This is a genomic window from Rhodococcus sp. 05-339-2 (assembly GCF_002258965.1).
Taxonomy (GTDB): domain Bacteria; phylum Actinomycetota; class Actinomycetes; order Mycobacteriales; family Mycobacteriaceae; genus Rhodococcoides.
Window position 1 is genome coordinate 364,226 of record NZ_NOYW01000014.1, and the last position, 13,582, is coordinate 377,807.

The window sequence follows — 13,582 nt, forward strand, 5'->3', positions numbered from 1 at the left end:
GTGGAAGCGAAGTACCGGACAACACCGTCCCCGCAGCACGTGCCACCCGACCCACGGAGCGCCCATGATCACCAGCGAGCAGACCCATCAGGTCGGTCGCCGCAGTACTGTCGCCGCCGGCGACGGCACGGCGCTGGCAGTGCGCGAGTTCGGCCATCCCGATGCGCCCCTGACCGTGGTGTTCGTGCACGGGCACTGTCTACGCATGCAGTCGTGGACCGACCTGCGCCGACAGGTGGAGCGCAGCTGGGGAGACGACGTACGGATCGTGATGTACGACCACCGTGGTCACGGAGAGTCGACCGCGGCCGCACCGGACAGCTGCACCATGGACCGACTCGGAGAGGATCTGGCGGACGTCATCCGCGCGGTGATTCCGTCCGGCCCGTTCGTCGTCGTCGGGCATTCGATGGGCGGAATGACAGCGCTGTCCTATGCGCGTCAGAACCCCGAGGCGATCGGCTCGCGTCTGGTCGGGGTCGGTCTGATCGCGACGTCGGCCGGTGGGATCACCGACGACGGACTCGGCAGTTGCCTCGCCCATCCCGCGGTGTCGGCATTTCGAGCCGCTGTTCGACGCGCCCCACGACTGATGTCGGGTGCCAAGAGGCTCAGCCGCGGGGTGTGTGCGCCGATAGTGCGGACGGCCGGATGCGGATCCCGCAAGGTGAGTCCCCGGGTGGTGACGCTGGCGACGGCGATGCTCGGTGAGACGTCCATCGTGACGATGGCGGGGTTTCTCGGGGCCTTCTGCGCACTCGACGAGGTGGCCGGCCTGGCCGCACTCGCCTCGATTCCCACGCTGGTGCTGTGCGGCTCGGACGACCTGATGACCCCGATGCGGCACTCGGAAACCCTTGCCGCCCACCTGCCCGACGCCCGCCTCGTGCGGGTCGCGCAGGCCGGGCACATGGTGATTCTCGAACGAGCACACGAGGTGGCCGAGGCTGTCGTCGAACTCGTGACGGCGGCTCGACGCGCGCATGTGGCAGACCTGGCGCTGGCCCGCTAGCACCGACAACGTCCCGACGACTGTGGCCCGCAACGAAAGTCCGTTGCGGGCCACAGCACTACCGAGAACTACTTCTTGGCGGCGGGGGGAGCGTTGAGGAGCTGGATGAACTGACCTGCGTTGCCTGCGATGGCACCGAGGCCACCGATGGCGGTACCGGCAAGGGACGCACCCGAGCCGAGAAGCAGTGCGCCGCCGACGCATCCGGCAACCGGTGCGGCACCGAAGAGCAGCAGTGCAGGAGCCGAGACGGTGCCCGCAGCGATGGCTCCGAGGAAGCAGCCGGTGACCAGACCGGTTGCGGCTCCGAGGAATCCGCCGACCGATGCGGAGAGGCTGATGTTGTCCTTGACGCCGGAGACTGCGGCGGGCAGGTCGACCTGCTGCAGGCCGGGGAGGCCTGCAGAGACCGGGGTTGCCGCGGCGGGCGAGACATCGGCGGTCAGGGTGGCGTGGTTTCCGTCGATGACGGCGGCGACGGGGTGCGAGAACCCGTCTGCGGCAATGGCCAGGGGCACGGAGTCCACCAGAACACCATTGGCGTCGCGGACGACGAGGTGGTTGTCCTCGTTGCTCAGGGTGCCGGCCGTCGTGTCGACGATTACCTGGCTACCGGCCTGGGTGACGTTCCAACCGACCGGAGCGGCAACGGCCGGTGCCGGATCGGCGTAGGCGGTGCCCATGGCGGTCGTCATCGCTGCAATGACCAATGCGGACGTTGCCGCGAATCGAGTCAGCTTCATGTTCCTCAGTCTTTCGTCGTGTCCATCACTCGATGCGAGCAGCGAAAAACTATGGGTGGAACACGCGGGCCAGGCGAACCGAAGATGAACGAACGGGGTCGAACCGAACAACGATCCGACGCATCGACTCAAAAGGGACAGAACGACTTTCGAAGTACAATCCGTTGGTAAACGACTCGCGCGGGTTGTCCCTACTTACCGAAAAGACCCGGTTTGTTGCTGCCGCCGTGACTCACTCCGAAGTCGTAGGCGGACTCGGCGTGCTCGTGCTCGTCGAGTCCGTCGGCTTCGTGTTGCGCGTCGGCGCGCACTCCCATGACCGCCTTGATCGCGAACGCGATTGCGGTGGTGACGACGGCGCAGTACGCGAACACCGCCACCACCGCGATCGCCTGCACCCACAGCTGATGCAGCCCGCCGCCGTAGAACAGACCGTCCACGCCCGCCGGCATCTGCGCACTGGCCACGAGTCCGATCATCAGCGTTCCGACGATGCCGCCGACGAGGTGCACACCCACGACGTCGAGCGAATCGTCGTAGCCGAAGCGGTATTTGAGGCCGATGGCCAGAGCACACAGCGCACCCGACACGATCCCGATCGCCGCGGTACCGACAGGAGTGACCGCCGCGCACGAGGGTGTGATGGCGACCAGTCCGGCCACGACGCCCGAGGCAGCGCCGAAGGAGGTCGCATGCCCGTCCCGCAGTTTCTCGACCACGAGCCACGCCGCCATGGACATCGCTCCGGCACCCATGGTGTTCACCAGAGCCACTGCGGCGACACCGTCCGCGGCGAGCGACGATCCCGCGTTGAACCCGAACCAACCGAACCACAACAACCCGGCACCGAGCATGACGGCCGGAAGGTTGTGCGGGCGCATGGGATCTCGCGGCCAACCCCGACGTTTACCGACCACGAGGGCGAGCACGAGCCCGGCCACACCGGCGTTGATCTCCACCGCTGTGCCGCCGGCGAAGTCGATGGCACCGAGCCTGTTGGTGATCCACCCACCGAACTCACTCGTCAGCCCGTCGAGCGAGAACACCCAGTGCGCCACCGGGAAATAGACCAGGGTCGACCACAGTGCCGCGAACAGGACCCAGGGGACGAAGCGCATACGGTCTGCCACGGCCCCCGAGATCAACGCAACCGTCACCATCGCGAAGCCCGCCTGGAAAGCAGCGAACACCAGCGCGGGAACCGTTCCCACCAACGGGATCGACACTGCTCCCCCGGCCGAGGTGTACACCCCGCCCAGCAGACCCTCGAAACCGGCGTACTGCAGCGGGTTTCCGATCCACCCGCCGATCACGTTGTCGCCGAACACCATCGAGAATCCGAACGCCAGCCACAGCAACCACACGACCGCGATCGCCGACAGACTCATCATCATCATGTTCAGTACGCTCTTCGAGCGCACCATGCCGCCGTAGAAGAACGCCAGACCGGGCGTCATCAACAGCACCAGCGCAGTACTGGCCAGCAACCACGCAGTATCGCCCGCGTCGGGCGCGCCGAAGATCACCTGCCCACGAACTTCGGTGCGCGCTTCTCGGTACGTGCCCGTCGCGCTTCCCTCATGTCCTCGCTGCTCCACGCGGCCTCGAACGCCGCGGCCTGTTCCGGCGTCGGAAGATCGTGTGCTCCATCGTCGTTGAACACCAGCTTGAGATGCTCGAGCGCCAACGGAGCGAGCTCGGTGATGGACTGCGCCCACTGCGTCGCCACATCGACGTCGCCGAGTTTGTTCGCCAACCCGCACGTGTACGCCTGATCCGCGTGCACCCGCTCCCCGCCCAGCAGAATCGTGCGTGCCACTCCCCCGCCCGCGAGCGCCGCCAACCGTCGGATGGTCCAGTTGCTCACCGCGATACCGAGCCGCGTCGACGGAATCTCGAAGAAGCTGCCCGGCGCGACGACCCGCAGATCGCAGGCGATGGCCAACTGGGTGCCTGCCCCCACGGCCGGGCCGTTGATGGCCGCGACCACCGGAATGGACGCAGACTCGACGGCGACCAGCATCTCCTCGAGGATCTGCCCGAAATGCTCGGGAAACGCATCACCGGTCAGATCCGCGCCCGCGCAGAAGCTGGTGCCCTGCCCGGTGATGACCACGACCCGCGCGCCGTCATGCTCGGCTTGCTCGACTCCGCGATGCACCGCCAGGCACAGCTCGGAGTTCAACGCGTTCCGTCGATCCGGCCGCTGCAGTTCGATGGTGACGACGTCGCCGTCACGAGAAAGTCCGATCACGACAGCAGAGGTTACCCACCAGTACAGGAATCGACAGTGCGGGGCCTGATCTACTGGTCTGCATGATCGACACTCGGGTCGCCGTCATCGGTGCCGGCCAAGCCGGACTCTCGGCCGGCTATCACCTCCACCGCGCGGGACTGACCGCCGGTGAGGGGTTCGTGATGCTCGACCGTTCCCCCGGACCGGGTGGCGCGTGGCAGTTCCGCTGGCCCTCGCTGACGTTGAGCACCGTCAACGGGGTACACGACCTGCCCGGTATGGCCTTCACCGACACCCTCGGCGACGAGCCTGCAGAGACGATCCGCGCCGCCGACGCCGTCCCCCGCTACTACCGCGCGTACGAGGAACGCTTCGAACTGCATGTTCGACGCCCCGTCACGGTGACCGTCGTGTGCGACCGAGAACCCCGATTCCGGGTCGAAGCCGGCGACACCGTCGTCATGGCCGAGGGACTGATCAACGCGACCGGGACGTGGGAGAAGCCGTTCGTTCCGCACTACGACGGTGCCGAGACGTTCACGGGCAGGCAACTGCACACCAAGGACTACCGGACCGCCGACGAGTTCGCGGGCAAGCACGTCGTCGTGGTGGGCGGCGGCATCTCGGCCGTCCAACTGCTCGACGAAATCTCCCAGGTCACCACGACGACCTGGGTGACACGTCGACCACCGGTGTTCCGGGACGGCGAATTCGATCACGATGCCGGACGCAAGGCCGTCGCCATGGTCGAGGAGCGGGTGCGGGCCGGCCTGCCACCCGGCTCGGTCGTCTCGGTGACCGGGCTCCTGCTGACGCCGTCGTTGGCCGCTGCTCGCAACCGCGGCGCGCTCGATCGAAAGCCCATGTTCTCGTCCATCACGGAAGATTCGGTGGTGTGGGAGGACGGGTCGAGTCAGCACGCCGATGTGATCCTGTGGGCCACCGGCTTTCGCAGCGCCCTCGACCACCTCGCTCCGCTGCGCCTGCGCGGGCACGGCGGCGGAATCGTCATGGACGGCAAGCTCACCACCCGGGTCGCCGCGAACCATCGCGTCCATCTGCTCGGCTACGGGCCGTCCGCCAGCACGATCGGGGCCAATCGCGCGGGACGAGCCGCGGTGACGGAGCTGCTCGACACCTTGGGCTGACTTTTCACGGCGAGCCGAGCTGCTCGGTCACGAACTTCGCCAGCGCGCCCAACCGCGCCCGGCTCGGCATGGACGTCGGAACACCCAACGCATCCAACGGTGCCGACGTCACCGGCCCCACGCAGATCGCGGCGACAGGGCCGCGAAGTGCGTCGAGGAAAGCGTCGAGCAGGCCGTTGTCCTTCGCTGTCGAGAGAAGCGAGGCCACCGCCGGGGCGCTGGTGAACGTGACCGCATCCACGCGTCGGTCGATGATCTGCCCCAACAGATCGAGGAGCGGAGCCTGATCGAGAGGGCGGATCCACCGGTACACCGGAACCGGCCGCACATGTGCCCCGAGTTCGCTCAGTGCGGCATCGAGATGGATCGTCGGTTCCCACTCGGTGATCACCCCGTGCAGCTGAACCGCGATGTCCACGCCGGCAACACCTTCCGCGGCAAGATGAGCGGACACTTCCTGCGAGGCCTCGGTGGCCGGGGACCATTCCTCCCGCAGCCCGACACCGCGAATGGCACCGCGCGCCTTGGGCCCTCGGGCAATGATTCGCGAATGTGCAAGAGCAGCAACGAGATCATCGCGGATACCCCAATCCGCGGCCGCGTCGAGCCAGCCCCGGAAACCGATGCCGGTACTGATCACCACGATCTGTGGCGGTCGTTCGACGATGCCCACGGTGGCGGACTTCAGCTCCGAGTCGTCGATCAGGGGCAGAACGTGAATCGCCGCGGCGTGAACGATGTTCGCGCCGCGGCGTTCGAGCATGGTGGCCAATTCGTCTGCACGCCGCTCGGCGGTGAGGGCAACGGTCCTGCCATCGAGCGAATCGGACATGGGTACAGACTAGGCCCCCTATGTGCACGCTGTGCCCGTGGTCGTTCCGCGGGCTCCACTCCGGACCTCGTAGCCCACTACGAAGTTCCGCTCACATCAGCTGCTGAACTTGTCCGGGTCCGGGCCGGTGCGGCCGTCTGCGGAGTCCAAGGCGTTGATCTGCTGAATCTCGTCGTTGCTGAGCTCGAAGCCGAACACGTCGAAGTTGCTGGCGATGCGCGTCGGAGTGACCGACTTGGGGATCACCACGTTGCCGAGCTGGATGTGCCAGCGCAGGATGACCTGGGCCGGGGTGACGCCGTGTGCCTCACCGATGGTCGCGAACACCGGCTCGTCGAGGATGGTGCCCGATCCCAGTGGACTCCAGGCCTCGGTGGCGATGCCCTTCGAGGTGTGGAACGCACGCAGCTCTTCCTGGATCAGCCGCGGATGCAGCTCGATCTGGTTGACCGACGGGGTCTCGCCGACGGCGTCGATCAGCTTTTCCAGGGTGGGGATGGTGAAGTTGGAGACACCGATGGATCCGATGCGGCCGTCTGCCTTCAGCTTCTGGAAAGCCTTGAAGGTGTCGATGTACTTGTCGCGATCGAGCTGCTGCCAGTGAATGAGGTACAGGTCGAGGTACTCGAGTCCGAGGCGATCCATGCTGGCGTCGAACGCCTTCAACGTCGAGTCGTAGCCCTGATCGTCGTTCCACAGCTTGGTGGTCACGAACAGCTCGTCACGGGCGATGCCGGATTCTGCGATGGCCCGGCCGGTGCCGGTTTCGTTCTCGTACACCTTGGCGGTGTCGATACTGCGGTAGCCGACCTTCAGTGCCTCGGTCACTGCGGCCTGGGCACCGTCGTCGGGCACCTGCCACACACCGAACCCCAGCTGGGGAATGGACGTGCCGTCGTTGAGCACGATGGTCGGGACAGTACTGGTCTCGGCTGAATACGTCATACGAATGGCAACGGGCGGCACGGTGAATCTGTTCCCATTGCGCCGGAGATACTTGTTCGGTGACCGCAACGCTTCGTATCGATGATCTCGCCGCTTTCCACGGCGATCGCACCCTGTTCTCCGGCCTCGATCTGACGGTGGCCGAGGGTGACGTGATCGGGCTCGTCGGGGCCAACGGTGCGGGCAAATCGACCTTGTTGACGCTGCTCGCCGGGGTGGGAACCGCCGATCACGAGGGCGAGATCCACACCAGCCCGCCCGACGCCACGGTCGGCTACCTGGCTCAGGAGCCCGAGCGCATCGCCGGGGAGACGGTGCTGGACTTCCTCGGTCGGCGCACCGGGGTCACGGCGTCCGAGGCAGCCATGAACGAGGCTGCCGAGGCGTTGGGGTCCAGTGATGAGGACCTGTACACCCCGGCGCTGGAGAAGTGGCTGGCGCTCGGCGGCGCAGATCTGGCGGAGCGAACAGCAAAGGTGCTGGCGGACCTCGGCCTCGAGGTCGACGGCAGCGCATTCATGACGGACCTGTCGGGTGGGCAGGCCGCCCGCGCCGGGCTCGCCGCGATTCTGCTCGCGCGCTACGACATCCTGCTGCTCGACGAGCCCACGAACGACCTCGATCTGGCCGGCCTCGAGCAACTCGAGCAGTTCGTCGTCGCAACGCGGGCGGCCATCGTTGTCGTCAGTCACGATCGCGAATTTTTGGCACGCACAGTGACGGGCGTCGTGGAGCTCGATCGAGCTCAGCGTCGCATCGATGTGTACGACGGCAGCTACCAGTCGTATCTGGCTGAGCGCGAGATTGCCCGCCAGCATGCCAGGGAGAAGTACGACGAGTTCGCAGACACCAAGTCCGCGTTGGAGTCTCGGGCGCAGATGCAGCGAAACTGGATGGAGTCCGGGGTGCGCAATGCGCGCCGCAAGGCCACCGACAACGACAAGATCGCCCGCAAGACACGCGCCGAATCGACCGAGAAGCAGGCCGCGAAAGCCCGTCAGACACAGCGCCGAATCGAGCGCCTCGAGGTCGTGGAAGAACCGCGCAAGGAGTGGGAACTGCGGATGGAGATCGCCGCAGCTCCCCGGAGCGGAACCGTCGTGTCGGTGTTGGGCGGTGCACTCGTGCGGCGATCCGGGTTCACGTTCGGACCGGTCACGACGCAGATCGACTGGGGCGATCGCATTCTGATCACCGGGCCCAACGGATCCGGCAAGACGACGTTGCTGTCGGTTCTACTGGGCAGGCTCAGCCCGGACGAGGGCACTGCCTCGCTGGGATCCGGGGTCGCCGTCGGTGAAATCGACCAAGCGCGGGCATATTTCGTCGGCGAGGGCACGGTGTCCGACGCCTTGAGCGCTGCAGTTCCCGAGTGGCCGGACGCCGATGTCCGCACCCTGCTGGCGAAGTTCGGTTTACGCGGCGACGATGCACTGCGGCCGGCGTCGTCGCTCTCGCCCGGTGAGCGAACCCGCGCAGCGCTCGCGTTGCTACAGGCCCGCGGAGTCAATCTGCTGGTCTTGGACGAGCCGACCAACCACCTCGACCTGCCTGCCATCGAACAACTGGAACGCGCGATGGAGAACTTCGAGGGCACGCTGCTGTTGGTGACGCACGACCGCAGAATGCTCGACACGGTCCGCAGCACGAGGCACTGGACGATGGCCAACGGGCAGCTGTCGGAACTGTAGGTCGCAGTGAAATCGGGTGCAGCCGACCGCGGTGAGCGCGGTCGGCTGCACCCGATTCACGTCAGTCCATCAGAATCTCGTTCACCTCGGCGGCGGGATGCATCGGCAAACCGTGGTGCGTGGCGTTCCCGAGTACCACCGTCCTCGCACTCGGCAGAACGGCATGCACAGCCGATTCGATCCGAGCGGCGTTGTGCACCCTCCCCTTCCCGGCCAGGACCACGGTGGTGCGGACAGCGAATCCCTCGAACGCAGCGGGCTTCGGCCGCTTCGGAACGATGGTCTTCGCCGTCGGGAAATGTGCGGCCCCGAGCGCGAGGACGTCGAGCCAGTCGGAATCCAAAGCCAGGCCATCGGTCTCCCACGCCACGAAGCGCCGCTGTCGCTTTTCGTTGGGAGAAAGCAGAATCGGAATCGCGTGCAGCAGGTACCGCGGACTCATGGAGCCGAAGCAAGCATTGGGATCCAGGAGTGTCAGCGCATCGACGCGGCTCGGGTTTCGCAGGGCGTACGCCAGGGCGATCATCGCGCCGTAGGAATGGCCGCAGAGTGCCACGGTTGGCAAGTTCAGCTCATCCAGGACGGCCGTCAGCCAACCCAGTAGCTCCTCGACAGAGTCGATGGCGCGTTCCCCGGGCACGCTGCGCCCGACGTCGCCCATGAGGTCCACCGCGTACACCCGATAGTGCCGAGAGAGCGGCGCGACGTTGGCGAACCACACGGTCGACGTCGCACCGGCCCCCGGGAGCAGCACCAGGGGCGGGCCGTCGACGGGTCCGCAGGCGTTGATCCGTGTGGTGCCGTGCACCGTGTTCGCGTCGATGGCCTGGGTATCAGCCGGCCACTTCTGCAGCACTCGGTCGTAGGCGGTGAAGAATCCGTCCAGCGTCATTGCGACCCTCTATTCTCTCGATGATCGAGATAGTAGACAATAGAGAGACTACTCGTACAGCAACTCCCGAGGGATCGACACATGACCGAACCTGTCGCCGCCGTACATCGGTTGCGAGCGCTCACCGTCGAACTCGATCTCCTCGGCGCAGACTTCGCTCAGAAGCACTCACTTCACCCGACAGACATCCGCGCGCTGATCTGCCTCCTCGATGCCGACCGGGCCGGAACGCGTGCCACACCCGGCTGGCTCGGCGGACAGCTGGGCCTCGAATCGGCATCCGTCACCGCCCTGGTCGATCGAATGAGCAAGCGCAACTTGGTATCACGCGAAGCAGACCCAGCCGATCGCCGTCGAGTACTGCTGCGCGTGACCGCTCACGCGTCGGAACTCGGCACCACGTTCTTCGGCCCCGTCATCGGCCGAGCAGTCGACGAGCTGGCACGTTTCACACCCGAGCAGCGGGCAACGATCGACGACTTTCTGACGACCATGCACGCGGTGGTCGTGGCCGCTCGCGAACAGCAGAACCAGTAGGCGCATCGATAAAACTGTTATTACTGGTTGACACATCGTTGGGTTTATACAACACTTCATTGTCATGAGCCCCGTCAAGCGCGGTACCGCGCTCCCGATCTTCAACAGGGTGGGTGTTCTGCGGGCAGAACGAAAGATGAGCCGCGCGCAACTGGCCGAACTCGTCGAAGTGAACCCCCAGACAGTGGGTGCCCTCGAACGAGGCGACCACTACCCGAGCCTCGACCTTGCGATGCGCATCTGCGACGTCTTCGATCTGCCGATCGAAGCAGTGTTCTCGCGCACCGAACTCGGACCGCTCTCCGCCGAACTCTTCCGAAGGGAGAAGGATCGATGACCACACCCGGCTCCGACATCCTCACCCGCTATCAGGCCTATCGCACCCGCCGATTCCTGGAGCACGACGCGAAAACCCATCACTGGCTTCAGAACTGGCGCACCCAGAAACGTCGACGCATACTCGCCGTAATGTTGATGGCGTCCTTGCTCACCCTGTTGGTGATAGCCGTGTGGTCACTCTTCTCCCGGTGGGCACCGATCGCATGGATCCCGGCCACCGTGATGTTTCTCGTCGCCTGGACGACGCTGCAAACCGTGTCCCGTCGCCACAGCGATGCACCGGTGGGAGCACTCGACGAATGGGAAGTGCAGCAGCGCAACGAAGCACGTTCGATCGGCCTCACCGTAACCCAGGCCCTGGTATTGGTGGCACTTCTGGTCTTGATCGTGCTGTCGGGAGCGTACGACAACGAAAATCTGGCTTACGCCGGAGGATTGTGGACGCTCGCTGCTCTGCTTGCAGGTGGATGCGCCCCGGCAGTGATCCTCGCGTGGATCACCCCCGACCCCGATCCCGAGGACGGCTGACCATGAGCGAACGACCCGACATCCTCACCCGCTATCAGGCCTATCGCACCCGCCGATTCCTGGAGAACGACGCCAAGACTCGCCATTGGCTTCCGAAGTGGCGCACACAGCGTCGACGCCAGATCCTCGTGGTAGCTGTGGCCGTACTCCTCTTCGCCTTCTTCGTCGTCAGCATCGGCAGCCTGTTCTCCGAGTGGTTCGCACTCGGATGGATACCGGCCGCACTGCTGTTCATTCCGATCTGGACGGCATTACAGATTGTCTCCGGCCGGCACGGGGACGCACCCGTCGGAGCACTGGACGAATGGGAAGTGCAGCAGCGCAACGAAGCTCGCTCCATCGGCCTCACCGTCACGCAGACGCTGGTGATGGCAGCCGCATTCGCCTCCATCTTCCTCTCTGTGTCGTTCGAGGACATGCCCCGCCTCGCCTATGCGGGCGGCGGCTGGACTCTGGCCGCACTCATGACCGGAATCTGCTCCCCCGCCATGATTCTCGCGTGGATCACCCCCGACCCCGAACTCGACGACATCCCGAATTTCGACCAGCAGTAACGACCGAAAGGGCACCATGAGCACCCTCACGATCGACTCCGTCTCCAAGAGATACGGCGACAAGATCGCCCTCGACAACCTCAGCTTCGACGTCCGGCCGGGCGAACTGTTCGGCTTCGTCGGCAGCAACGGCGCAGGCAAGACCACCACGATGCGCATCGCATTGGGCGTGTTGTCGGCAGATTCCGGCCAGGTTCTATTGGGCGGCAAGCCCGTCGACCTCGACGTCCGCCGCACCATCGGCTACATGCCCGAGGAGCGCGGCCTCTATCCCAAGATGAAGGTGGGCCCGCAGTTGGCCTACATGGCCGAGCTGCACGGCCTGTCGTCCAAGGACGCCAAGGCCGCGGTGATCCGCTGGACCGAACGACTCGGCATCGACCAGCGCGTCAACGACACCGTCGACGCGCTGAGCCTGGGCAACCAGCAGCGCGTGCAGTTGGCGGCCGCGCTGGTGCACGACCCCGCGGTGCTGGTCCTGGACGAGCCGTTCTCCGGCCTCGACCCGATCGCTGTCGACGTGATGAGTGAGGTACTGCGCGAAAAGGCCGCTGCCGGAGTGCCGGTGGTGTTCTCGAGCCACCAGCTCGATCTGGTGCAACGCCTGTGCGATCGCGTCGGCATCATCGCCGCCGGCTCGATGAAGGCAATCGGGACCGTCGACGAGCTACGCGGGTCGGGAGATTCGCAGCTACGCGTCCACGCACCGAACGCCGCACCCGGATGGGCGTCGGGCATCACCGGAGTGAGCACCCTCGGCCACAGCGACGGCGTCACAGTCCTGGGCTTGGCACCCGGGGCCGACGACCAGCAGATCCTGCGGGCGGCACTGGCGACCGGTCCGGTACACGACTTCTCCATCCAGAAACCTTCCCTGAGCGACCTGTTCCGAGAGGCGGTAGTGGCATGAGCTCCCAACTGAACTCCTTCAGCGCTGTGTCCTTGATAGCCAAGCGCGAGTTCACCGTTCAGGTGATGAAGAAGAGCTTCGTCATCAGCAATGCGATCATCCTGGCCGTCATCGTCGGCGGTATCGTCGCGTTCTCGATCTTCTCCGGGAGCGGTGACGAGGAGCGCGACGTCGTCGGCATCGCCGGAGACCAGTCCATCGCGGCCGTAGTCGAAGCAACCGGCGACGCCGTCGGTTCGCCGGTCGAGGTCCGTGAGATCGCCGACGCGGCGGCCGCACGCAGCGGCGTCGAATCCGGGGATCTCGACGTGGCGTTGGTTCCGGACGGAACCGACGGTGCGTACACCGCCGTCACCGAGTCCGACCTGACCGGAACGTTACGCGCCGTCGTCGAAGGCAGTGTTGCAACACAAGCCACCAATACTGCACTGGCGCAACAGGGTGTCGACCAGAACGAACTCGGAGCAGCGACAAGCGCCGCAACGGTCACCGTCGACGCCATCGATCCCCCGGATCCCGAGGCAGGTCAGCGGACCGCACTTGCCCTGTCGGCAGTGTTTCTGCTCTATGCCCAGATCATCGGCTTCGGCATGTACGTCGCGATGGGCGTCGTCGAGGAGAAGTCCTCTCGGGTGGTCGAACTGCTGCTCTCCACCGTCCGCCCCCTGCAGTTGCTGTGGGGAAAGATCCTCGGTATCGGCGCGGTCGGCATCGTGCAGCTTGCTCTCTACGGAATAGCCGGTGTCGGTGCAGGATTGGGTACGGGCGTCCTCACGGTCACGGGTGCTGCGGTGAGCGTCTTCGCTGCAACCCTCGCGTGGTTCGTTCTCGGGTTCGCATTCTTCGCGGTGCTCTACGCTGCGGGCGGCTCGATGGTCTCGCGGCAGGAGGACGTCAACTCGACGACCATGCCGCTGTTGATCCTGATCATGGCGATGTTCTTCGCGGCCTTCTACTCCGTCAGCGATCCGGAGAGCACCCTGGCCAACACGCTGAGCTGGATCCCGCCGTTCTCCGCGATCATGATGCCTCTGCGAATTGCAGCGGGCGTGACCTCGCCGATGCAGATCGTCGGCTCGGCGGTTCTGATGGTGGTCACCACCGCGATCCTGGCCATGGGCGCGGCGAAGATCTACCAGCGTTCCATTCTTCGGATCGGCAAGACCGTCTCGTGGAAGGAAGCGTTTGCTCGCTAGGGTTCGCTGCGTAGGCTCC

At 65.5% G+C, this 13,582-nt stretch carries 15 protein-coding genes; 9 read left to right on the forward strand and 6 right to left on the reverse strand.

The features are described 5' to 3' along the window. Window positions 1–64 precede the first annotated feature (64 nt). On the forward strand, window positions 65–1,012 hold the full coding sequence (locus CH273_RS12575) for an alpha/beta fold hydrolase (protein WP_032395808.1): 948 nt from the start codon (window positions 65–67) through the stop codon (window positions 1,010–1,012). 68 nt (window positions 1,013–1,080) lie between these two features. On the opposite strand, the gene CH273_RS12580 is transcribed toward CH273_RS12575, so the two are convergent. The 3 genes from CH273_RS12580 to CH273_RS12590 form a co-directional block, all read right to left on the reverse strand. Then, the gene (locus CH273_RS12580; RefSeq protein WP_032395809.1) at window positions 1,081–1,755 is read right to left on the reverse strand and encodes a hypothetical protein; all 675 of its coding nucleotides are present in this window, start codon (window positions 1,753–1,755) and stop codon (window positions 1,081–1,083) included. Between the two features lie 191 nt (window positions 1,756–1,946). Continuing rightward, the gene (locus tag CH273_RS12585) at window positions 1,947–3,281 is read right to left on the reverse strand and encodes an ammonium transporter (protein ID WP_094638001.1); all 1,335 of its coding nucleotides are present in this window, start codon (window positions 3,279–3,281) and stop codon (window positions 1,947–1,949) included. Continuing rightward, a complete protein-coding gene (locus tag CH273_RS12590; RefSeq protein WP_032395810.1) occupies window positions 3,278–4,009 on the reverse strand; it encodes an enoyl-CoA hydratase in 732 nt (243 codons plus the stop codon). Before CH273_RS12590 ends, CH273_RS12585 begins: the two co-directional genes overlap by 4 nt. A gap of 62 nt (window positions 4,010–4,071) precedes the next feature. Here CH273_RS12590 and CH273_RS12595 point away from each other — a divergent pair, with 62 nt between their 5' ends. Then, entirely contained in the window at window positions 4,072–5,139 is a 1,068-nt protein-coding gene (locus CH273_RS12595) for an NAD(P)-binding domain-containing protein (protein WP_032395811.1), read from the forward strand. A gap of 4 nt (window positions 5,140–5,143) precedes the next feature. Here the strand turns inward: CH273_RS12595 and CH273_RS12600 are convergent, their stop codons facing one another. Together CH273_RS12600 and CH273_RS12605 are read right to left on the reverse strand one after the other, a co-directional pair. Then, window positions 5,144–5,971 carry a uroporphyrinogen-III synthase gene (locus tag CH273_RS12600; protein WP_032395812.1) on the reverse strand — a complete coding sequence of 276 codons (828 nt, stop codon included), beginning with the start codon at window positions 5,969–5,971 and terminating at the stop codon, window positions 5,144–5,146. Window positions 5,972–6,067: 96 nt separating this feature from the next. Next, window positions 6,068–6,916: an aldo/keto reductase gene (locus CH273_RS12605; RefSeq protein WP_032396267.1), complete on the reverse strand. Its 849-nt coding sequence runs from the start codon at window positions 6,914–6,916 to the stop codon at window positions 6,068–6,070. 59 nt (window positions 6,917–6,975) lie between these two features. On the opposite strand from CH273_RS12605, the gene CH273_RS12610 reads away from it, so the two are divergent. Continuing rightward, a complete protein-coding gene (locus CH273_RS12610) occupies window positions 6,976–8,607 on the forward strand; it encodes an ABC-F family ATP-binding cassette domain-containing protein (protein WP_032395813.1) in 1,632 nt (543 codons plus the stop codon). A 61-nt stretch (window positions 8,608–8,668) separates the two neighbouring features. Here CH273_RS12610 and CH273_RS12615 read toward each other — a convergent pair whose 3' ends face one another. Continuing rightward, window positions 8,669–9,499: an alpha/beta fold hydrolase gene (locus tag CH273_RS12615; RefSeq protein ID WP_032395814.1), complete on the reverse strand. Its 831-nt coding sequence runs from the start codon at window positions 9,497–9,499 to the stop codon at window positions 8,669–8,671. 81 nt (window positions 9,500–9,580) lie between these two features. Here CH273_RS12615 and CH273_RS12620 point away from each other — a divergent pair, with 81 nt between their 5' ends. From CH273_RS12620 to CH273_RS12645, 6 genes are all read left to right on the forward strand, one after another. Then, entirely contained in the window at window positions 9,581–10,036 is a 456-nt protein-coding gene (locus tag CH273_RS12620; RefSeq protein ID WP_032395815.1) for a MarR family winged helix-turn-helix transcriptional regulator, read from the forward strand. A 64-nt stretch (window positions 10,037–10,100) separates the two neighbouring features. Beyond that, window positions 10,101–10,373 (forward strand): helix-turn-helix transcriptional regulator, encoded by a 273-nt coding sequence (locus CH273_RS12625; RefSeq protein ID WP_032372936.1) that lies wholly within the window; start codon window positions 10,101–10,103, stop codon window positions 10,371–10,373. Then, the gene (locus CH273_RS12630) at window positions 10,370–10,903 is read left to right on the forward strand and encodes a membrane protein (protein ID WP_032395816.1); all 534 of its coding nucleotides are present in this window, start codon (window positions 10,370–10,372) and stop codon (window positions 10,901–10,903) included. Before CH273_RS12625 ends, CH273_RS12630 begins: the two co-directional genes overlap by 4 nt. A 2-nt stretch (window positions 10,904–10,905) precedes the next feature. After that, a complete protein-coding gene (locus tag CH273_RS12635) occupies window positions 10,906–11,457 on the forward strand; it encodes a hypothetical protein (RefSeq protein ID WP_032395817.1) in 552 nt (183 codons plus the stop codon). Window positions 11,458–11,473: 16 nt separating this feature from the next. Continuing rightward, a complete protein-coding gene (locus CH273_RS12640; RefSeq protein ID WP_032395818.1) occupies window positions 11,474–12,367 on the forward strand; it encodes an ABC transporter ATP-binding protein in 894 nt (297 codons plus the stop codon). After that, on the forward strand, window positions 12,364–13,563 hold the full coding sequence (locus tag CH273_RS12645) for an ABC transporter permease (protein WP_032395819.1): 1,200 nt from the start codon (window positions 12,364–12,366) through the stop codon (window positions 13,561–13,563). Before CH273_RS12640 ends, CH273_RS12645 begins: the two co-directional genes overlap by 4 nt. Window positions 13,564–13,582: the final 19 nt, after the last annotated feature.

What these genes read in the sequence shown, in the direction of transcription:
- CH273_RS12645 (WP_032395819.1), top strand. Translation starts at nt 12,364, where the DNA reads ATGAGCTCCCAACTGAACTCCTTCAGCGCTGTGTCCTTGATAGCCAAG.
- CH273_RS12635 (WP_032395817.1), top strand. Translation starts at nt 10,906, where the DNA reads ATGAGCGAACGACCCGACATCCTCACCCGCTATCAGGCCTATCGCACC.
- CH273_RS12600 (WP_032395812.1), bottom strand. Translation starts at nt 5,971, where the DNA reads ATGTCCGATTCGCTCGATGGCAGGACCGTTGCCCTCACCGCCGAGCGG.
- CH273_RS12640 (WP_032395818.1), top strand. Translation starts at nt 11,474, where the DNA reads ATGAGCACCCTCACGATCGACTCCGTCTCCAAGAGATACGGCGACAAG.
- CH273_RS12580 (WP_032395809.1), bottom strand. Translation starts at nt 1,755, where the DNA reads ATGAAGCTGACTCGATTCGCGGCAACGTCCGCATTGGTCATTGCAGCG.
- CH273_RS12625 (WP_032372936.1), top strand. Translation starts at nt 10,101, where the DNA reads ATGAGCCCCGTCAAGCGCGGTACCGCGCTCCCGATCTTCAACAGGGTG.
- CH273_RS12620 (WP_032395815.1), top strand. Translation starts at nt 9,581, where the DNA reads ATGACCGAACCTGTCGCCGCCGTACATCGGTTGCGAGCGCTCACCGTC.
- CH273_RS12630 (WP_032395816.1), top strand. Translation starts at nt 10,370, where the DNA reads ATGACCACACCCGGCTCCGACATCCTCACCCGCTATCAGGCCTATCGC.
- CH273_RS12575 (WP_032395808.1), top strand. Translation starts at nt 65, where the DNA reads ATGATCACCAGCGAGCAGACCCATCAGGTCGGTCGCCGCAGTACTGTC.
- CH273_RS12605 (WP_032396267.1), bottom strand. Translation starts at nt 6,916, where the DNA reads ATGACGTATTCAGCCGAGACCAGTACTGTCCCGACCATCGTGCTCAAC.
- CH273_RS12595 (WP_032395811.1), top strand. Translation starts at nt 4,072, where the DNA reads ATGATCGACACTCGGGTCGCCGTCATCGGTGCCGGCCAAGCCGGACTC.
- CH273_RS12615 (WP_032395814.1), bottom strand. Translation starts at nt 9,499, where the DNA reads ATGACGCTGGACGGATTCTTCACCGCCTACGACCGAGTGCTGCAGAAG.